12 protein-coding genes and 1 pseudogene are annotated in these 15,712 nt (G+C 46.7%); 8 read left to right on the forward strand and 5 right to left on the reverse strand.

Annotated features, from left to right (window positions below; genetic code table 11):
* Positions 1-274 precede the first annotated feature (274 nt).
* The 3 genes from BM191_RS03050 to BM191_RS03060 all read right to left on the reverse strand — a co-directional run bounded on the left by BM191_RS03050 (position 275) and on the right by BM191_RS03060 (position 3,217).
* On the reverse strand, positions 275-1,273 hold the full coding sequence (locus BM191_RS03050; RefSeq protein WP_092874963.1) for a YadA family autotransporter adhesin: 999 nt from the start codon (positions 1,271-1,273) through the stop codon (positions 275-277).
* A 298-nt stretch (positions 1,274-1,571) separates the two neighbouring features.
* A complete protein-coding gene (locus BM191_RS03055) occupies positions 1,572-2,318 on the reverse strand; it encodes a molybdate ABC transporter permease subunit (RefSeq protein WP_092874966.1) in 747 nt (248 codons plus the stop codon).
* Between the two features lie 14 nt (positions 2,319-2,332).
* Positions 2,333-3,217, reverse strand: a complete 885-nt coding sequence (locus tag BM191_RS03060; RefSeq protein WP_092874969.1) for an extracellular solute-binding protein — start codon at positions 3,215-3,217, stop codon at positions 2,333-2,335.
* A gap of 490 nt (positions 3,218-3,707) precedes the next feature.
* Between BM191_RS03060 and araD the strand changes: the two are divergent.
* A pseudogene (araD, locus tag BM191_RS16705) lies at positions 3,708-3,920 on the forward strand (L-ribulose-5-phosphate 4-epimerase); the annotation flags it as partial.
* A 180-nt stretch (positions 3,921-4,100) separates the two neighbouring features.
* On the opposite strand, the gene BM191_RS16470 reads toward araD, so the two are convergent.
* Complete coding sequence (locus BM191_RS16470) at positions 4,101-4,307, reverse strand: hypothetical protein (protein ID WP_143088781.1); 207 nt, start codon at positions 4,305-4,307, stop codon at positions 4,101-4,103.
* Between the two features lie 349 nt (positions 4,308-4,656).
* On the opposite strand from BM191_RS16470, the gene BM191_RS03070 reads away from it, so the two are divergent.
* The 4 genes from BM191_RS03070 (at position 4,657) to uraH (ending at position 9,371) form a co-directional block, all read left to right on the forward strand.
* The gene (locus tag BM191_RS03070; protein ID WP_092874972.1) at positions 4,657-6,057 is read left to right on the forward strand and encodes a glutamate decarboxylase; all 1,401 of its coding nucleotides are present in this window, start codon (positions 4,657-4,659) and stop codon (positions 6,055-6,057) included.
* Positions 6,058-6,197: 140 nt separating this feature from the next.
* The gene (gadC, locus tag BM191_RS03075; RefSeq protein WP_092874975.1) at positions 6,198-7,748 is read left to right on the forward strand and encodes a glutamate:gamma-aminobutyrate antiporter; all 1,551 of its coding nucleotides are present in this window, start codon (positions 6,198-6,200) and stop codon (positions 7,746-7,748) included.
* A 94-nt stretch (positions 7,749-7,842) separates the two neighbouring features.
* On the forward strand, positions 7,843-8,799 hold the full coding sequence (gene glsA, locus BM191_RS03080; RefSeq protein ID WP_092874977.1) for a glutaminase A: 957 nt from the start codon (positions 7,843-7,845) through the stop codon (positions 8,797-8,799).
* A 146-nt stretch (positions 8,800-8,945) separates the two neighbouring features.
* Positions 8,946-9,371 carry a hydroxyisourate hydrolase gene (gene uraH / locus BM191_RS03085; RefSeq protein WP_092874980.1) on the forward strand — a complete coding sequence of 142 codons (426 nt, stop codon included), beginning with the start codon at positions 8,946-8,948 and terminating at the stop codon, positions 9,369-9,371.
* Between the two features lie 398 nt (positions 9,372-9,769).
* Here the strand turns inward: uraH and BM191_RS03090 are convergent, their stop codons facing one another.
* On the reverse strand, positions 9,770-11,029 hold the full coding sequence (locus BM191_RS03090) for a chloride channel protein (protein WP_092874983.1): 1,260 nt from the start codon (positions 11,027-11,029) through the stop codon (positions 9,770-9,772).
* 651 nt (positions 11,030-11,680) lie between these two features.
* Between BM191_RS03090 and BM191_RS03095 the strand changes: the two genes are divergently transcribed.
* The 3 genes from BM191_RS03095 to idi are packed head-to-tail and all read left to right on the forward strand — an operon-like array spanning position 11,681 to position 15,306.
* Positions 11,681-13,909: a cytochrome P450 gene (locus BM191_RS03095; protein ID WP_092874986.1), complete on the forward strand. Its 2,229-nt coding sequence runs from the start codon at positions 11,681-11,683 to the stop codon at positions 13,907-13,909.
* Positions 13,906-14,718, forward strand: a complete 813-nt coding sequence (locus BM191_RS03100) for a class I SAM-dependent methyltransferase (RefSeq protein ID WP_230479490.1) — start codon at positions 13,906-13,908, stop codon at positions 14,716-14,718. The genes BM191_RS03095 and BM191_RS03100 overlap by 4 nt, the downstream gene beginning before the upstream one ends.
* Positions 14,719-14,766: 48 nt before the next feature.
* Positions 14,767-15,306 (forward strand): isopentenyl-diphosphate Delta-isomerase, encoded by a 540-nt coding sequence (idi, locus tag BM191_RS03105; protein WP_092874992.1) that lies wholly within the window; start codon positions 14,767-14,769, stop codon positions 15,304-15,306.
* The last annotated feature ends 406 nt before the right edge of the window (positions 15,307-15,712 follow it).

Consider the following 15,712-nt stretch of genomic DNA (forward strand, 5'->3'; position numbering starts at 1 on the left):
ATTTTTATTCTAATGGTGGTTTTTTATTCTCCTCCGCGTCCCTGCGGGGAAGTCTGAGGAGAATCAATCATGGAGATAAAAGAGTGGCTGGCGCTGAGTGATCAGTCGAAAAGCTTATGTTTAATCGTACGGACATGGCTCTTAAAAGGTCGCCGTTAAACAGGCTCTTCATACGCTGCAGCCACGCCCGTAGCGAAAATAATGCATAGCCATCAGCCGGGCACATCTACTCAGACTTGGCAGTAATTTCGTGATAATGCAATTTCGTCAGCCGCTACCAACCAGCGGCAAATCCAACACCCACTGCGGAATTATTAGATGAATCCAGCGATAAATTAACCCTTGCCGCTGTATTTGGGGTTAGATGTACCTGCGCTCCAGCTGCAATAGCATAGCCGTTGTCATAAGTCCCGCTTCCCATACCAAATGAAAATCTGTTGCCATTCAAATAGGGAATTGACGCTATTGCTGTTACTCCGGCAATACCTGCGTTCAATCGTTTATTAGTATTATTTATCCTTTCATTGAATTCAGAGTTCAGATTTCTTATTTGATTGTCAGTGTAACTATTAGCAGACATTAAGGTATTGTTGGAAGCATTATTAAGTTGACCCAGGTTCACTGCATCGTTATTAGCTATACCATCTGCAACATTCGTGATTCTTCTTTTTTGTAAATCATTACCTACTGAAACAGTATTCTCTTCATTTGCTGTTGAATTATTACCAATGGCAACTGAGTTATTAGCTGTTGCACTGGCACCATTACCTAAAGCTACAGCGTTGGTTCCTGAAGCATCAGAATTATGTCCAATAGCGGTTGCACTTGCGGCCTTTGTTGTAGCGCCTCTTCCAACTGCAGTTGAATAATCTCCGGTACTATTCGCGCCGTAACCTATCGCAGTGCTGGTATCTCCATTCGATTTACTTTGACCTCCAACAGAGATAGCACCCCAGCCATCAGATGATGAATCATTGCCTATGGCAATACCTTCCTTACCCACGCCGCTCGTTGTCTTTACACTGGAATTGGAACCAATAGCCACTGAGGCTTCATCATTTGAATTTGCATTTAGACCTACTGCTGTTGAATTTAGCCCTGTTGCCAAGCTATTAGCTCCATATGCCGATGCCCCTGGAGATAAGCTATTGCTACTTGATCCTACTGATGTGGCTGCATTTTGATTATAGTCATTTCCGCCGCCGGCTGAATATGCCATGGCGCCTGAACTGAAAAAAATCGGAATTAAAATTAGTGTTGTTAATGATTTCATTACTTATCCATTTTTTTTTGGTTTTAATACATATCCGTATTGCATCGGGATTATATATATATCCGAGGGTTTTCGCAAAATATTGAGAGAAAAACTCTTTATCTTCTTTTACTTACGATGCAGCTTGAAGAGTGGTGCTGATGATATTTAAACGAGTGAATATTTTCATCTGATATTAAACAGCGATAGGAACATTGCGATAAAAATACTATCACTGTTAACTTAAACGGTTAAATAACTTCACGCTGGTGAAAACGGTATAGGCCAGCAACAAGGTGATTGATTTTATACGGGCGTATTATTCATTTGCCGTCTTTTTGCTAAGAATATAGCAGGCTATCGGGAGAGGAAGCGTCACGATCAGCAGTACCCAGAGCAGAGTGTAGACCGCGTCGACACCGTCGTTTTGCAAGTTAATGTAGAGCTTTACCGGTATACCCTGTGGAAAATAAGCAAAGATCATTACTATGCCGAACTCTCCCACTGCGCGGACCCACGCAAGCGATACAGCAGAGGCCAGACCCGGCAAAGCCAGCGGCAATGTGAGGCGGCGAAAACAGGCCCAGTCGGAGCCTCCCAAAGTATGACCAGCTTCAAGAATCGTATCAGGAACAGTGGCAAAGGCCGAGCGCGCTACTACGATAAAGTAAGGCAAGGCACCATAAACCTGAGCAAGCACAAAGGCAGCAGGATTGTTGACTAACGTCATTCCCAGCACGGTCAGCCAATGACCAATCACCCCGTAAGGCCCGAATGCCGATACCAGCAAAATGCCCATCGCCAGAGGTGGTGTCAGCAGTGGGATCATCACCAGTAGCTCACCCAGCAACCGTTTTCTTTCGCGCGAACGCGACAGCCACCACGCTGCGGGCGTGCCGATAACAATGATAATCCCGAGCGCCAGCAGGCCCAGCGTCATCGAGGTAAGGATGGATCCGTTATCCCCCCAGGCCAGCTGTAGATGATGCCAGGGCGTGACACTAACCAGCGTGAGAAAGGGAATACTTAACAGCAGGATCGCGGGCAATGACAGCCAGCCCACAATCCCGCCAGGACGGCTTAGCGGGCGAATAAGTTACCACCTTTAGGTGCGGCATAACCAAATTCTTTGAACACTTTCTGGCCTTCAGCGCTCTGCATGAACGCGACAAAATTTTTCCCCTGTCGTACTCCATCCGGCGCATTTTTGAGCACTGCAGCGTAAAACACCAGTGGTTGGCTGTGCACAATGACATTTTGGCCCTTGCTGTTTTTAATGGCAAAACTGACGGTGTTATACCATTTCTTAGCCATCGCCGGATTACTCAGGTTGATTTCGTCCGGCAGGGCGATAAAAGGAAGATGAGCCGAACGGACTTCACTTTCGTACGCCGCCGCCGCATCCACCTGACCACTTTCCAGTCGCGCCAGTAAACCACCTTCCTGATTAGTCTGTTGCGGATTTTGCAATGAACCCAGGATCTTATCGGCAATACCCGGCATTTTGTAGTACTTTTCTGCTAACATCAGGCTGAAGATGATATTCTGACCTTTGGGATCCACATACGGATCGGTACGGCCGAAATAAATATCTTTTTTCGCTAACAGATTGAGCCATGAACCATTTTTTTCCTGGCTGGCTTGTGTAAACTGCGCCGCGTATTTCCCTTTGGGGCTGTAGGCGATCACCATGCTCGTACTTGCCACGGGAACCGCCTCATCAATCAGCCTGGCTTTCTTAAGAATTTCCATCGGGCCGGGGGTAATGGAAACAAAAACATCGGCCGCAATCTTATGGTCAGCCAGCAGGCGCGCCATTCCGTAAGCGCCTTGTCCCTGTCCCTGATATTCTGCGTTTTCCGCTTTGGAGAATGCCGGACCTAATCCCTCATCCATCACTTTGCCCATTGAACCGGCATAGGTCACACGGATATCTTTTGCCAGTGCGAAGAATGACATTTGCATCAACGCCACCGCTGTAAGGACGTACTTTATTTTTCTATAAGTCACATTGATCACCACGTTGTGTATTATTTTACATAACGATTTTCCTGCAAAGCGGCTTCAATGACAATCTTTGTAAGAGAGTCGTTGATGTAAAACTGAGATAAATGCTATTTGGTTGGCCGTTTGTTAATCAGACCACGGCGACGAGTACGAATAAGGAGAAACGCTTTGTCCCGGAGTAAAGCCTGCATTTAGAGGGCGCGGCTCACCGGATGTGCCTGGTGATAAGTCTGTGTCAAATTCAGGGTCTTTCAGCGTTATACTGATCAGCCACACCACAAACTCTGCAACAGTGGCGAGTATAATAAAACCTCACCAATCTGAGCAAAGATCAGAGAGTCGTTGACCGATTTCAGCGCCGGGGTAACTTACCGTGTTCTGAAGAAATAGAGGGCTACACCAGCACGACTTCAACATACTGCGCCTTAAGCGCTTTCACTATACCAGGGAGACAGAGCCACTGCATACGCCGGGGGTTATGGTGTATCAGCACGGATCCTTTGCCTGAGGCAACGATGCTCACGAGGCGGGGGTTATGGAAGACGTGGCCAGAATGGTGGTGATTGGGCGTTGCATTAACTCGCAACTTTGCGTCATCGATAGTTATCTGATGGAGAAACACGTTATACGTAAGCATGGTCCGGATGCTTATTACGGACAGAGTAACTATCGCCACTGCGCCATGCTCATATCAATATGCGGGTGCCAGCCTACACTCACTCTGGCAGAGCAGGGCATAAAAGGATAGTTAAATAGCTTTGGCTGATATGCTCCAGACTGATTACGAAATTAATTAGCCATTGAGAGTAATCAGCTATCAATTTTTCGATTGTGTGTCTTTTTATGCATGACTGAAGCACCTGTTAAAAAGCATATCCATATGTCTTTTATCTCCAGACGTCTGTAGTGGATATTGTTTCGGTACATCAACGGTATTTGTAACTTCGTTTACTTTACCGGCAAGGCCGACAGGCCTCCTTTTAAAATCATTATAGATGCGCCCATCGGCAGCAGTATGGTGAGTTGATGATGATTTACTAACGTTCATGGCAGACGTCCTGGGAGAGTGTGAAGTGATGAATTATCAAAAATAATAGCCAGAAGTAGGATTTTTTTTGAAATGGAGTTCAAGCCATTCCCTACAACAGTGACATTTATATTTTGGGGGATTGCGTGACCTTTTAAACTTGCAATAATACATTTCAGATACTCATTTTATGAAAAATTATGTATTTATGAGTCAAAATGTTATTAAGTAGAGATGAATATTTTAATTAAGAAAAATAAAAAAATTATACCTGTTGAATAAAATGATACTGTCCTCTATGTATAATCATAACTGCTGAATCATCCCGATAACCGCCTTGAAGATGATATAAAACTTATCGAGGTAATATATGGAAATTAAGCAACCACTGAAATACAATGATAAACTTGATGATGTTTATGCATCGATCGAATTAGCCTCTTCATTACCAAAAACAAAATTCCCCGCTGAAGAGCGTGATCCAAGAAATATTTTCAACGCCGTTCGCGATGAATTAATGTTAGATGGAAACTCCCGTCAAAATTTAGCAACCTTTTGCCAGACATGGGTTGATGAAGAAATTCGTGATCTGATGGATCTTTCAATCGATAAAAACATGATCGATAAAGATGAATATCCACAGACTGCCGAAATTGAAACTCGCTGTGTTCATATGCTGGCCGATCTCTGGCACTCCCCAAACCCAGAAACGACCCTGGGTTGTTCTACCATTGGTTCATCCGAAGCTGCAATGCTGGGGGGATTATCACTCAAATGGCAATGGCGTAAAAAGCGTGAAGCATTAGGTTTACCGACCGACAAGCCGAATTTGATCTGCGGCCCGGTGCAAATTTGCTGGCATAAATTTGCGCGTTATTTTGATGTTGAATTACGTGAGATCCCTTTACAAGGCGATCGCTTGATCATGAGCCCAGAGGAGGTGCTGAAACGCGTCGACGAAAACACGATTGGCGTCATTCCGACGCTTGGCGTCACATTCACCTGCCAGTATGAGCCGGTAAAAAAGGTTCATGATGCTTTAGACCAGTTACAGGTAGAGAGCGGTCTGGATATTCCAATGCATATTGATGGCGCAAGCGGCGGTTTTTTAGCACCGTTCTGCGCCCCCGACCTGGAGTGGGATTTTCGCCTGCCGAGAGTCAAATCCATCAATGCTTCCGGTCATAAGTTTGGACTTGCTCCGCTTGGCACCGGCTGGATAATATGGCGTCAGGCCGCTGATCTGCCGGAAGAACTCATTTTCAAAGTGAATTATCTTGGCGGTGACATGCCGACTTTCGCGCTAAATTTCTCAAGACCAGGTGGTCAAATTATCGCGCAGTATTATAACTTCCTCCGTTTGGGGCGCGAAGGTTATAGCAAAATTCATAATGCATGTTATTCAACAGCCCAATACCTTGCGCGAGAGATTGAAAAACTGGGTCCATTCGAAATGATCTTCAGTGGTGATTGTGAAAAAGGTATCCCCGCTATTGCCTGGAAACTAAAAGAGAGTGCGTCTGCAAATAGCTACACCTTGTATGACTTAGCGGACAGATTACGCAGCCGTGGCTGGCAGGTACCGGCTTACTCTATGCCTGCGGAGCGTGAAGATCTGGTGGTCCAACGAATACTGGTGCGTCATGGCGTTAGCCACGATCTCGCTAGCTTGTTAATTGATGATATGAAACGTGCGCTGGATTATTTAGAAAAACATCCTGTGAACTATTCTCTATCAGAAAAAGAGGCCAGCGGATTTAATCATTGTTAATTTTCATTATCCAATGCCTGTGATCATTGAATGAATTTGATCTGAACCGGGCATATCTCTATTCAACAGACAACAGCTACCCTTTCCACATATATCCTATACTGGATAGGAATGGTAATTGTTATTTCGAGGAAATAACAATGACGAAGATGAAAGCCTCACCGGTTAAAAATCAGCTATCACTATTAGGTTTCTTTGCGATAACAGCGTCTATGGTTATGGCGGTATATGAGTACCCTACATTCTCAACATCAGGGTTTAGCTTGATTTTCTTCCTGCTGCTAGGCGGTATTTTATGGTTTATTCCCGTAGGCCTTTGTGCTGCAGAAATGGCGACCGTTGAAGGCTGGGAGGAGGGGGGTGTTTTTACCTGGGTATCCAAAACACTTGGTGAGCGATGGGGATTTGCTGCAATTTCTTTTGGATATTTACAAATTGCAGTAGGCTTTATTCCCATGCTTTATTTTATTTTAGGCGCATTATCTTTCATCCTGAAATGGCCTGCACTCAATGACAACCCGATAACAAAAACTGTTGCTGGATTAATTATTCTCTGGGTCTTAGCTATCACCCAATTCTTGGGAACAAAATATACCGCACGCATTGCAAAAATCGGCTTCTTCGCGGGTATTTTGCTGCCAGCGTTTATTCTTGTTGTTCTGGCTATTGGCTATTTAGCCAGCGGCGCACCCCTGCAGATTGAAATGAGTACAGCAACCTTCTTCCCTGACTTTACAAAAATCGGGACACTGGTTGTATTTGTGGCCTTTATCTTAAGTTACATGGGGGTTGAAGCGTCGGCCACGCACGTTAATGAAATGAAGAACCCAGGTCGCGATTATCCTGTCGCGATGATACTGCTGATGATTACCGCCATTTGTTTGAGTTCTATTGGCGGACTTTCTGTCGCCTCCGTTATACCGCATAATGATATTAATCTGTCCAGTGGCGTCGTCCAGACGTTCAACGTACTTATTTCACATTATGGTCCTGGATTTGAGTGGGTGACGCGTATCATTGCCGCATTGTTAATGCTGGGGGTCTTAGCTGAAGTTGCTTCCTGGATTGTGGGGCCTTCACGCGGAATGTTTGTCACAGCCCAAAAAGGTATCCTTCCGAAAAGCTTTGCAAAAGTGAACAAAAACGGGGTCCCCATCGCACTGGTTATTTTTCAATTATTGATCACAACTATTGCATTAACTGTTTTAACTAACACCGGCGGCGGCAGCAACATGTCATTTCTGATCGCATTGTCACTGACCGTGGTTATTTATCTCTGCAGTTATTTGATGCTGTTCTTAGGTTATATTCAGTTAATTCGTAAACAATCTGATAAAAAGCGTGCTTTCCATATCCCCGGAGGCAAGGCGTTTAAAATATTCATTGCCATCGTTGGACTATCGATTTCAATTTTGGCCTTTATTGTTTCATTCTTCCCCCCGAGCTCTTTACCGGGCGGTGAAGTAAATAATGTGTATGTTGAACTCCTGGTTGTTAGCTTCCTGATTGTACTGTCTATACCTTTCATCGTTTATGCATTACATAGCAAGAAAGGAAAAACAACCAACGCAACCCTTGTACCCATCAAGTCAAACAACGCTCCGATCGGACATTTCTTTATGCATCCGCGCGCACGATCTGCTCATCATTTTATTGCAGGTGACGAGAAAGAAATTGATAAAGATAGGTGATGTTTTTCAAAATATAATAAATTAATGAAGCGTCTAATTCTTCAGACGCTTCATTATCCCCGCTGCTGAATGAAATATATTTAAGATAAATTTAATGAATATACTATTCAATGATGTACATGATGCATTGGTGAATGCTTACTCTCAATTCTCATCATTTAAGGGTGGCGAGAACGCAAGCTATATTCCTTATCTGGCTACGGTGCCAGATAATCTCGCCGCGATAGCAATCGTCACCGTAGAGGGTGATATTTTATCTAAGGGGGATTCTGAATTCCGGTTTGCTCTGGAATCTATTTCGAAAGTTTGTTCGCTTGCTCTGGCACTCGAAGACGTCGGCCCCTCAGTAGTGCAAAACAGAATTGGTGCAGATCCGACAGGTCTACCTTTTAACTCAATCATTGCCTTAGAGTTGCATGGAGGGAAACCTTTATCACCATTAGTCAACGCGGGCGCCATGTCTACGGTGAGTATCCTGAAAGCAGAAAATGTTGAAAATCGGTGGAAACGTATTCTTGATATGCAGCAACAGTTGGCAGGCGCGCCAGTATCTCTGTGCGAAGCGCTTAATCACTCTGAACAAACCACTAATTTCCATAACCGGGCCATCGCATGGCTGTTGTACTCAGCCGATGCTATTTATTGCGATCCTATGGAAGCCTGTGACGTTTATACCCGTCAATGTTCAACGCTTGTAAATACCGTAGAGCTTGCGACTATGGCGGCAACCCTGGCCGCTTGCGGCATTAATCCATTAACACAGAAAACGGTATTAACTGCAGAAAATATTCCTTTTCTTCTTGCGCAAATGACCATGGAAGGGATGTACGGCAGCTCGGGTGACTGGGCTTATACCGTTGGTTTACCCGCAAAAAGCGGTGTCGGCGGCGGGGTTTTAACCGTAGTACCAGGAGTGATGGGAATTGCCGCATTCTCCCCACCACTTGATACGATGGGCAACAGTGTTCGCGCCCAAAAAATGACAGCATCCCTCACTCAGCAACTGGGTTATAATTTGTACAAGAATAGATGGAATTGCACTGGCTTATAAGACAGGATGCCATCCCGACCCCGCTGAAAAGCTACCGGATAATCGATGATATGACTATATTCAGAGTATTATTTTTATATTGACTATACTTTATTAGTGATATGAATAAATTTCTTCCATTACGCATCGTAAAGTGGGTGAGACTAATGAATCGACTCGTAAAATTTTCGCTTTCAGGTGTGTTAATTTCTTTGTCCTCAGCCTCATTCGCGGCACAAACCCTACCCGCTAAAAACCCGATAAGCGTTCATGTGCTAAATTTAAAAACGGGTTTTCCGTCTGAAGACATTTTAGTGACTCTTGATAAAAGAGAAGGGCATAAATGGATCAAATTGAACTCGGCAGCTACCGGTCAGGATGGACGCATAAATGCTCTGTATCCTGCGGGCAAAGAGATTGAGCCAGGCGATTACCGAGTGATCTTCGAAACAGGTAAGTACTATGCCGAGCATAAAGAAGATACTTTCTTCCCAGAAATCCCAGTAATTATTCATGTGTCAAAAGCGGGTGAACACTACCATATACCGCTGCTATTGAGTCAGTATGGATACTCAACGTACCGTGGAAGCTGACGCCCATGTCCCATCCGCCAGACAGTGCGCAGACACTGGTGATTTTTCTTTACCAGCTGCCTGACGAGGTTTACAGAAGTACTGATAAAATACACTGTTCATATCAGACGCCTTTCGTACTGAAGATCAGAGACTGAGAGGGTGTCAGGGCGGTTAAACCACCCCTCTCAGTATACCTGAAGGATAAGCACCAACTGAAAGAGCCAAACCTCGCTCAGGCCTGATTGGATTAGATCAAATTCCTCCGTGCTGGCTTCTGTTCCGGATATTGGTTGTCATGTTACTACAGATGATATTCCCGGGATAATCGCTGCCTGATTTGTACTTCCTGGCGAGCAATTTCAAAAATATACCCGTCCTTCAGCTCTGGCTGCCTTTGCACTCATCCTCTCACCATTTCAGTAGGCATAATTTTTTTCCAGGATACGACATGTGATGAACGAACCGGCGGCACAAAACATGACCGGTACAAAGTAGCTGTGCTCCATATGCGTGAACTCCAGAACAAGGACGATAGCGGTCAGAGGCATCTGCATGGATGCAGCCAGAAAGGCAGCGCCTCCCACAAGCGCAAAACTGAGGGCATCTCCGCCTGGACACATGAGCTGCCATCCCGCACAGAGGACCAGGCTTAATAGCCCACCGACAGCAAGCCCAGGGGTAAGCAACCCGCCTTCGGCGCCGCCCCGGAGTACGGCCAGAATGACCAGCAGTTTAAGTCCCAGTAAAACGGCTGCATGCGGGTAGCCCAGTTCATCACTGATGGCCATCTGCACCGGTCCTTTACCATTGCCCGGTAACTGAGGATAGTAGAGACTGAGAACCGCCAGAATAACGAAGGCTAAAAAACAGATAACGGGCATCTGCCAGTTAGCCCTGACACTGGCACGGGCTTTTCCTGTGGATTTACGGAACCCCCATGCTGCCAGACCGAGAACGGGTCCCGCGACACAGGCCCAAAGCAGAAAGCTGTGTGGGAGCTCTGCTGATACAAAATGATATTGCGATTCGTTACCCAGAGCGAGCGTCGCCGTCCAGGCTGCAATGGCAGATGTGACAATGGCAGCGAACACCTTTTCCCAGCTAAATGAGAGTAAAAGAGCTTCAAGGCTGAACAGCGCACCCGCCAGCGGAACATTATAAACGGCAGCCAGGCCAGCCCCGGCACCGCAGGCAATAAGGATCCGAATCTCATCGTCGTTAAGCCCAGCCCGGCGCGCAATGGCGCCCCCGGCAAGCGCCCCCATCTCTCTGGGGGCCACCTCACGCCCCAAAGGCGACCCCAACGCCACGGTAATTATCTGTAGCAGTACATGAACGGTCGTGGTCACTGCAGGCATGGGGCTGGAAGGTGTTGATACAGCAGACTTAATTGATATGCGAGGTCGACCGTACCTCCCCAGTAGCCACCATCCGAATCCGGCGACAATACCCCCTGTAATGATTGCGCCGATGCGCCGCAAAGGCGTTGAGTCACTCACTCCCTGCAGAAAAGATTCAGCGTCGATGAGATGTGCGGTGCTGTATCCGAATGCAAAATGCTGTATAGCATGTAATAACAGGGCGAGCGCCATACCCGCGAGACCCGCCGCGAACCCTGTTGCAATAACAGCTAAAAACTTTATCAGATAGCTGACTCTGCCAGTCTGTACTTTCATTATTTTTTCCAAAATTCTAAGGTTTAAAAGGGTGATTATAACGAAAGCAAGCTTAAGTCTGCATCTTCGGTGAGCCGGTCATTGGCTGAAATATGAGTGCGGATCCTGCTGTTTTTAGCCGCGGGGATAGCTCTACTTTTTGTTAATGCTGACGAGCTGGCTGGCGTCTGGATTATTCTAATGTTAACGCTGCCTCCGCATTGAGAAGGCCACATCCGCGGCCCCTTTCTCGTAGGCAAAATGCGCGTGGTCCTGATTAACAAAAAAAAATCAATGCATGATCTTTCTCCATCATGACCATCTGAAAACGTTTCTTATAAAGTGACGGGACCTGACTCTCCGTTGAACCTAAAATCATGTTAAGGGCTAGTGCAATGAGACGATAAAGAAGGATGTTTTTTTCTTTTAATAATATCCAATGTATCAACGTAATAAACACATGCGTTCAGTTTGGTTAGCGTAAAACTAAAAAATCATGCATCAGCTTTTTTGAACTGGATCTGGGTAAGGGTTATGTGTTTGTGAAATAATTGTATCGATTGTTACCAGCAGCTAATCCGTGATCCTGAAATGTTAGCGCTGGCTTAGCCCTTAGATGACAGGAAAATTAAAGGCAAACTTGAAGGAAAGTTGTTCCAAAAGGAGAGCACCATGAAACAAGGACATAGTAAAAGTCATCCCGGCATGAGCCGCGCTTGCCACTCATTGTCGACACCGTTGGTCATTCCTGATATTCAGTTTCCTTTCACCGCTCCCCCTCCGCGTTCAGACAGTGATCAGTTGCGGACGCATGCTCTGGCTTGGGCGGAGAGAAATGGCTTGATCGGTCGCCGTGGGGCTCACCGGCTGAGTACGACACCTTTGCTCGAATTGGGGGTCGCGTTATGCGGGAGCTCTCCGACAGAACGCGCCGAAATTCTGGTGTGCTGGTATCTCTGGGCGCTTATTCTCGATGACCGTATCGATGACGGACCATGGGCGGAAAACGGGGTGTTGGAGCGTTTTATCATCGCGGTCCAGGCGGTGACTGGGTACGACGACGGTGCTAATCTTTCGCATAAAACGCTTAAATGTGATGATCCAATGATCAATGTTTTGGTCTGTGATTTATGGCCGCGAACCCGGAATTTGGGAGACGATCGATGGCGGAGTCAGCTCGTGCAACATCTAGTTCAACACCTTCGCGCACAAGCGGCGCTGGTAAGAATGCAGGAGATCGACGCGGCGATTACGCTGACCAGGTATCTGCCATTGCGGCGTGATTCGTTTGGCGCGTTTTTCTTCTTTGATCTCATCGATGCGGCCGAATCTCTCGACCCGTATCAACATTCAGCGGACATCGAATGGTGGAATACACTGCGTGAACACTGTGCGAATATCATTGCATGGACGAACGATATCTATTCGGTTGCTAAGGATGTGGTTTGTGGTGAACGCTTCAACTTGGTATCTATCCTGACGGACAATACGGGCATAGACTGGTCTACCGCGATTGAGTCCGCTCATCAGAAGGTGAAAACAGCGGTTGCAGAATTCACCGCAACCGCTAACCAGCCTCCAAGTGACCAGCTGTCCAAAGCGACTGACCCTGATCGCCTACGTCATATTGTCCGTGCAGCAGGGGACTGGCATCGGACCGTTTCTCGCTATCACCTGCAGAGCACAAATTTTTTAGAACAGTCCACACGGCAGCTGGATCTGGAACTTACGCCTCCCACGCTTAAATCCCGACAATTCGAAATCGATCCTTACCCCATATATGATCGTCTACGGACCACCATGCCAATCGTATACGACGAACCCACGGATTTGTGGCTTATCAGTCGGTACGTGGATGTCAAAGCCGCATTGATCCACCCAAATGTGAGCAATAACAATTACGCATGGCAGATTGGACCACTGCTTGGACCTACTCTTGTCTCGATGGACGGTTGTGAACACGCGCAACACAGAGCATTGCTTAGTCCGGCATTTCGCGGCAAAGCACTTGAAGTACTCAGAGACTCTATTACGTCAGTTACTACCGACCTGCTTGCGCAGATGCATGATCGCACTCAGGTAGATCTCATTGCTGATTTTACCTCAGTGTTGCCGGTTCGCGTGATGGCTCGTGCGCTGGGTCTACCGGCTGATACTTCCCAGCAGATTGAACAGCTAAAAAACTGGGGTGCTGTCGGCTTCTCTTATCTGGGCAACTATCGACAGGATCCAGCACTGTTAACTGGCGGGGTGTCCAATCGGGATAGTTTCTATGACTATATTCAGCCCTATATCGACGCCCGTCGAGCTCAACCCACAAATGATTTGATCTCGCATTTACTGGCGGCCCGAATTGATGATCAGCCTTTATCCGAGACGTACATTCGAGCTTACTGTGCAATCCTGATGACAGCGGGTAGTGAGACCAGCAACGGAGCCTTAGCGAATACTATTGTCAATCTGTTGAGTGAGCCTGGTGTCAAAGATGCGGTGATGGCTAATCCCGACCTGATGGATAATGTGTTCACCGAAACTTTGCGGCGTAATCCTCCTTTGCAACTCGTACTCAGAGAAGCTAAAGACTCAATGGATTTACCCTCAGGAATACTTCCTTCTGGTGCGAACTTTGCATGTCTAATCGGTTCGGCTAACCGTGATCCAGATAGATTCCCTGATCCTGACACCTTCAATATGATGCGTCCCAATCAGGCTATAAATCATTTTGCTTTTGGTGCGGGGCGGCATTTCTGCTTGGGTGCGATGATGTCTCAGATGGAGATTACCACTGCCAGCCGTATGTTGTTACAGGCTTTTCCAAATGTGCGTTGGGCTCCAGAGTTTCAGCCTACAGAACATGGATTTCTTAACCGCGTTCCTAATCGACTGGAGGTAACATTGTGACCGGCCCCGCAGGTAAACCCTGCTATACCCAAAGTTATCTTGGTAGTCAGTGCGTCGGAGAATTAGCACGACTGCGCACCCTGGAGTACGCTTTTGACCCGCTAAGTAAAACGGTTTTCGAGCAGTTGGAGATTCCGGCCAGGTCTGACATCCTTGATCTTGGTGCTGGCGCAGGATCGTTGGCTGGCTGGTTGGCCAGGCAATATCCCGATGCTAAAGTCACCGCCACCGCCACCGACATTGATATCCGATTCCTTATAGATGTACCCGATATTCAAGTGATCTCCCACAATATTGTGACCGATGATTTTCCTGCTGCCTCTTTTGACGTAGTGCATGCCCGGGCGCTATTGAGTCACCTTACTGAACGTGAGGCTATATTAACTCGAATTGCCAGTTGGGTTCGTCCTGGCGGTTGGTTGATAATAGAAGATGTGAGTCTGCAACCGAGTTTGAGCACCACGAACCCGTTGTTCCGAAAAATCGCCCTGGCCGGAATAACTCTTCTTGAACAGTCTGTTGGTTCCGACATGTTCTGGGCCGATATTCTTCCCAGTCGTCTACGTGACAGAGGATTATCCAATATTGGACATCGAACCGTCGAAGGTCGTATAGGTGACAATAGTCCAGCTGATACCTTCTGGGCGGCAACGACCGTCCAGGCGGGACCGGCGCTATTGAAGTTAGGCTTGTTAACTCAAAATGATCTCGATGCTATGGCCAGCCTACGTGCTGCTCCTGAGTTCACTGATACAGCGTTGACATTCGTCAGCTCATGGGGGCAAGTCCCCATACGTCGAAAAGCATAGTCTCGCCCTCGCATTGTGCGGACAGCAATTTATAAAAGGAAAAACACAATGACCAATGATGTTGTGTTAGTCGACGCACACGATAGACAAATCGGTATTTGTGACAAGCGCGCTGCGCATTTGGATGAAGGAAAGCGCCATCGCGCATTTTCGGTACATCTAATCGACAACGGCGGACGTCATCTCCTTCAATGTCGTGCGGCAGGAAAAATGCTTTGGCCTGGTTATTGGTCGAATGCTTGCTGCAGTCATCCGGCTCCAGGAGAAACCATCCTGGCCGCTGCTTCCCGGCGTCTGCAGGAGGAATTAGGGATATCTGCTTCCTGCCGCTTTATATATAGTTTTGAGTATCATGCTCGCTTCGGTTCGATCGGTGCGGAACATGAATTATGTCATGTATTAGTTGCACGTTCTGACGCGGTGGTAACGCCTTCTGCATTGGAGATTCGCAGTATCAGATGGCTGACTCGCGATCAAATATCCGCACAACTTTCAAAATCAGAAGCACAATTCACACCCTGGTTTCGAATGGAGTGGCATTGTCTTTTATCTGAGTACCCTTCGTTCGACATGGTAATGGCTGGCTAAAACCTGGCGCCAAAGCAGGTGTATTGCGCTAGTTAATGTTCATCTTCATACAGTACTTGCAGAGCTGCTTTCCTCTCGAAGTCTGTGGATATCTTCAGGCTCCAGAGGACGGCTTTGTCGCCCCTCCAAAACGAACCGCTGACTGTTGCGTTTCCGGGGAGAGTTCCACCAAACTTGTCACTTAGAATCCAAAAGATGTCATGACAATCATTTTATTAATCTGGTAAGGGGAGGCTTCACTTACCGACGTCATCATAAGCAAATCGATGTCCACCCTGTAGTATTTTTGCGGGAAAATCTGCCGGTAATAATCAATTCGGTGCCATAGTATTAAAAGCATCGCTATGAGAGGTTCGCTAGATTGCTCGTCATACTGTGTTGCTTCTGCCAAAAAAGTCAATTAACG

This window comes from Izhakiella capsodis (genome assembly GCF_900115045.1).
Classification (GTDB): domain Bacteria; phylum Pseudomonadota; class Gammaproteobacteria; order Enterobacterales; family Enterobacteriaceae; genus Izhakiella; species Izhakiella capsodis.

Excerpts from the sequence above, each read along its gene's own strand:
- BM191_RS03050 (WP_092874963.1), bottom strand. The coding sequence starts at position 1,273 with ATGAAATCATTAACAACACTAATTTTAATTCCGATTTTTTTCAGTTCA.
- BM191_RS03060 (WP_092874969.1), bottom strand. The coding sequence starts at position 3,217 with ATGCAAATGTCATTCTTCGCACTGGCAAAAGATATCCGTGTGACCTAT.
- BM191_RS16470 (WP_143088781.1), bottom strand. The coding sequence starts at position 4,307 with ATGAACGTTAGTAAATCATCATCAACTCACCATACTGCTGCCGATGGG.
- BM191_RS03070 (WP_092874972.1), top strand. The coding sequence starts at position 4,657 with ATGGAAATTAAGCAACCACTGAAATACAATGATAAACTTGATGATGTT.
- gadC (WP_092874975.1), top strand. The coding sequence starts at position 6,198 with ATGACGAAGATGAAAGCCTCACCGGTTAAAAATCAGCTATCACTATTA.
- glsA (WP_092874977.1), top strand. The coding sequence starts at position 7,843 with ATGAATATACTATTCAATGATGTACATGATGCATTGGTGAATGCTTAC.
- uraH (WP_092874980.1), top strand. The coding sequence starts at position 8,946 with ATGAATCGACTCGTAAAATTTTCGCTTTCAGGTGTGTTAATTTCTTTG.
- BM191_RS03090 (WP_092874983.1), bottom strand. The coding sequence starts at position 11,029 with ATGAAAGTACAGACTGGCAGAGTCAGCTATCTGATAAAGTTTTTAGCT.
- BM191_RS03095 (WP_092874986.1), top strand. The coding sequence starts at position 11,681 with ATGAAACAAGGACATAGTAAAAGTCATCCCGGCATGAGCCGCGCTTGC.
- idi (WP_092874992.1), top strand. The coding sequence starts at position 14,767 with ATGACCAATGATGTTGTGTTAGTCGACGCACACGATAGACAAATCGGT.